Origin of the sequence: Flavobacterium sp. (assembly GCF_036405015.1) — a bacterium.
Lineage (GTDB): Bacteria > Bacteroidota > Bacteroidia > Flavobacteriales > Flavobacteriaceae > Flavobacterium.
Genome location: NZ_DASWYK010000265.1, coordinates 1 through 4,210, shown reverse-complemented (window position 1 = coordinate 4,210; position 4,210 = coordinate 1). Strand labels below are relative to the sequence as shown.

3 protein-coding genes are annotated in these 4,210 nt (G+C 32.2%); all 3 read right to left on the bottom strand.

Features of this window, described 5'->3' with window-relative positions; genetic code table 11:
* Window positions 1–390: 390 nt before the first annotated feature.
* Genes VGE71_RS23285 through VGE71_RS23275 form a run of 3 tightly spaced genes read right to left on the bottom strand, consistent with a single transcriptional unit; the run spans window position 391 to window position 3,734 of the window.
* Window positions 391–2,571 (bottom strand): hypothetical protein, encoded by a 2,181-nt coding sequence (locus VGE71_RS23285; RefSeq protein ID WP_331140470.1) that lies wholly within the window; start codon window positions 2,569–2,571, stop codon window positions 391–393.
* Window positions 2,568–3,296 carry a hypothetical protein gene (locus tag VGE71_RS23280; protein WP_331140469.1) on the bottom strand — a complete coding sequence of 243 codons (729 nt, stop codon included), beginning with the start codon at window positions 3,294–3,296 and terminating at the stop codon, window positions 2,568–2,570. The genes VGE71_RS23285 and VGE71_RS23280 overlap by 4 nt, the downstream gene beginning before the upstream one ends.
* Before the next feature lie 15 nt (window positions 3,297–3,311).
* Entirely contained in the window at window positions 3,312–3,734 is a 423-nt protein-coding gene (locus VGE71_RS23275; protein WP_331140468.1) for a T9SS type A sorting domain-containing protein, read from the bottom strand.
* Window positions 3,735–4,210: the final 476 nt, after the last annotated feature.

The following is a 4,210-nucleotide window of genomic DNA, read 5'->3' as shown; positions in this document are numbered from 1 at the left end:
TTCAATTATTAACAAGGTTTAAAGCTAAATGACGATTTTTATTTATCATTCATTTTAAATTCTGATCAAAAATATATAATGTTTAGAGTATATAATAATAAATCTGTTCAACGGATTTTAAAATCCGATAAAATACAACATGACTCGTTTTACGACACTCAATTTGGTGTACCATTTACCTAAAAACTGCATCATGTAAGAAATTAATCGCGTACTTTTACCCGCTGCATAACCCAATAACAGTGCTTTTGAGGTAAAAAATAAAAAAAAGAGGTCGAGAATTAGCTTAACTATTCTCAACCTCTTTTTAGAAGTGTTTTTTATAGATATTATATCCGATCACTTTTCAAATTCACGATGTATAAAAACATTCAGAATCTTTATATTATTTTATTGCGTTACTAAAAGCTGTGGATAAGGATTTGGCGTTTCATTTATCAATATAATTGGAACATTATCTTTCATGTTTACTAACAACTTACTAAAAGCAGTATTGGATTGTAAATTACTATTTACATAAACACCTTGAGTCATTCCATACGTTCTGGTAACAGTTCCTCTAATTGTTGAATTAAGAATATAGTTACTCATATTATAATGTACCGTAGAAGAAAATACCGGAATGTTATCTTGTAAAGTACAACCTTCCATAAAACTTCCTTGTCCTCTAATTATAGCATCGGTACTGGCATTATTGTAGAAATTACAACTGTATAATGACAAAGGAGCATCTCTTATAATATGAGGTCCTTTATGATTTGTAAAATCGCAATTGGCCGCTATAGGAAAATTATGTCCAGAAATATCAAAAGCCAAACTATTTCCATCAAACTTACAATTGATCCATGCATTTAGATTATCTGCTCTTGTGGCTTTCATCGATACTGCAGTTCCACAGTTTAAAAACTGTCCGTTGTAGAAAACAACTTTATCTACATATCCAGCTTCTTTAATGGTATATACAGGATTCGGATCTTGGAAAAATCCTATATTACAATTTACAAAACTCAAACTATCAAAAAAACAGTTGTCCAAACCAAAAATTCGATACAGATGAATACCATAGTTTTGATTTCTAAACACCACATATTTTAAATTCGTAAAAGCAATCAAATCCATTTCATCAGGAGCATATACTCCAACGCTTCCACCTTGCAATGTCAGATGCGAAAGCACAAAATTATTATCACCTGTTGCAGACTCAGAAAGTGTTATTAAAGGGAAATCGTCTTTTAACCCCACAATTACAGTTTTTCCTGTTCCTGCTCCAATAATTCCTTTTGTTCCATCTACAGGCATTTTTAAAGTTGAACTGATATAAAAAGTACCTTCTGGAAGTTCTGCAATACCTTTAGTATTTATTAAATTCTGAATATAACTGGTATTATCTGTTTTCCCTGATCTGTCTGATGCCCAGTTAGCTCCTAACGGATCTGGCAATGTTTCCCACGTTGTACGGCTAAATGGTGTATATTTTGTACCAAGAATAGCCGTTGAAATAGGAGACGAACTTGAAATAGCTGCGTTTTGAGAAGTTCCGCTCAAAGTAACCTCTTTGTCAAGTCCAATTCCACGAATATGTGCTTTTAAGTCAAAACCTGTAACGGGCGAAGTACTTCTTTTATAAGTATCATGTTCTCCAACAAAATAAAGTACATTTGTTTTTCCTGCAACAGATGGTGCACCGCTTGTTCCTTCTCCCTGAATAAGTTTATTAAAAAAGAATAAATTATTAGCCGTAATATCAAAAGTTGGGGTTTGAACAGCAGAATAACTGTTTCCTCCTCCAAAATCTGTAATCTTTACATTTCCCATGTTTTGCATATACAACATAGGCTTTGTACCTGTACCACTAAAATTCCAAGCTTCACTATCCAATCCGACAAAAGTCATAGATTGCAGATTATTAATATCTGTGGCATCTCCAGCTGGCGTTAAGAAATTAGAATGTAAATGCACATTTCCATAACTTGGAGTTGTGCTGTTTCCTTTCATTACAAGCTGATTGGATGTACCATGTACTTGATGCTTTATGATTTTATTATTTCTAAAATATCCCGATGCGCTACAATCAAACTGTATAGCACTCATTACATTAATAAATAAGTTGTTTTCGATTTGAGCATTGGTCGCTTTAACAGTAGCCCATTTAATTGACTTTAGTGTACAATTAGAAATAACGCCTCCAGCCTGAAAAGTTATCGTTTTACCATTTGGCAATAAATCTTGCAAAAGCACATTAGAGCTTCCTGCTGCAATTGTGATATTCGAAACTGGACTTAAAGTAGAGTATCCATATAATCTTTGATTGCTTTTCATGACAATATCTACACCTGTATAATCGCCTTTTTCTAATCGTACAGAACCATACTTATCTAAAGCGGCTTGAATAGTAGCTTTTTGAGTTACTGGCAATAAATAAGCATTGAAATATTCAATTTCTTCTTTTTGGTTATTTACACCTGGAGTTACTGGAGGAGTAGTTTTCGTTGGAGCTTCATCTATTGCATAATGATAGTTCTGAGAGAAAACCGCAGTTGAAAAGAGTAAAAAATAAATTAGATGTTTCATTGTCCTGAAATAATATAGGAATTTGTTCCTGTTTTTCTAAGAAACCCAAACCTCACATTTCCTGCAGTACTTGCAAATTTTGCACTTCCTGCAGCAGTATAATTAATCGCTACTCCAGAAGCAGCCTGAATTGTAAGTGTCGCACCATTGTGAGCCTCCAAATTAATAGTTTCTCCTACAAGCATACTTCCAAAATCAGCAGTTAAGGTCAATGTAGATGATGTTGTACATTCTATTGTATTGTTTATATCTGCAACAGCAATATTTCTTGAAGAAGTAAATGAAACAATTGTCGCCCTAGAAGCTGTGGCAGTTGTAGAACCAGCAGTTTTGGCATACAAAGCAAAAGGTACACTTAAAAGCTGGGTAACACCAGTGATATTATAGTTTGTACCTCCTTTTACATCAACTTGTGTTTCTATAAAATAAGGGCCTTTGTCCCAGGCAATTTTACTAAACTCACCTGTAATAATTGTTCCGGTTCCTATTTCAAGAGAAACTAAACCATTGGCATTTGTATTTACAGAATGTGTTTCCTGATAAACATTAGTTCCTGTTGCAGTACCCTGATGTACTATAATTTTAAGACTAATTCTAGAATTAACAACCAAACTATTATCCTGTGCTCGAATAATTGCCTGATAACTCATTTTTTCAGGTGATTGTGCAAATACCTTGAACGTAATGGTCACAAACAATAATAAAAGGGTATATGCAAGTTTCATTAGATTTTTATTTTTTTAATTTTTAATGATTTTAAATGATTTCAAAATTTGGTTGCCATTGTATACAACTAGTATATAAATTGACGGACTAAGATAATTGAAGCTGACTTGTGCTTCTGTTTGATTTATTGCGTTTTGTTTCAAAAGCCTTCCTTGAATATCATAAAGTTTATAGGATTTTTGTCCTTCCAACTCTAATCCAGTCATGCTTATGGTCACAAAATCAATTGTTGGATTTGGGAATGCAAATATTTCTGTAGTAGGTTTTTCGATATCTGGGGTTCCTAAGTTATCTTGATTTTCCTGATGCTGTATCCCTTGCGCTACATTGTAAACAGATTCTACTCCTATATAAGTATAAAAAACTTGCCCTATAGAATAAGTAACACTTCCAGAACTTCCCGTTGCACTACTTCCAGACGGAATTATGGTTTCCATTATTTCATTAGAACTAGGGGGAGTCGCTTGGCAAATTCCTACAAAAGGAATCAATAACATAGTTACTATTAGTAGGTTTATATTTTTTAATTTCAGATACTTCACAGTCGTATTTTATGCTCTATTTTTTAATACTGCAAAAATATTTAATCTCAAAAAATAATCGATAAAAATAATGATAATTCCGATTAACTACCTGAAATGCATTGATTTAATAACTTTTTACTTACATTTAAAATGTTAAATTTATTTTTCAATTCTTAAAAAGAACTTAAAATATATCTAGAGTATATTATTACTTTAAAGTGTAAAGATTAAATATTTTTGGCTTTGGTCTAAACAAATTTGTACTACTAAAATAACGTCTGTTTATTTTAGAAATTACATTGCGACAAACTTTTTATTTAATCTTCAATACAGGGCTGTATATTTTTTCTATTTCTCAATTATAAGGGGCTTTAATAATTGATCCTTCA

Coding starts and splice junctions, on each gene's coding strand:
- VGE71_RS23285 (WP_331140470.1), bottom strand. CDS start 2,571: ATGAAACATCTAATTTATTTTTTACTCTTTTCAACTGCGGTTTTCTCT.
- VGE71_RS23280 (WP_331140469.1), bottom strand. CDS start 3,296: ATGAAACTTGCATATACCCTTTTATTATTGTTTGTGACCATTACGTTC.
- VGE71_RS23275 (WP_331140468.1), bottom strand. CDS start 3,734: ATGGAAACCATAATTCCGTCTGGAAGTAGTGCAACGGGAAGTTCTGGA.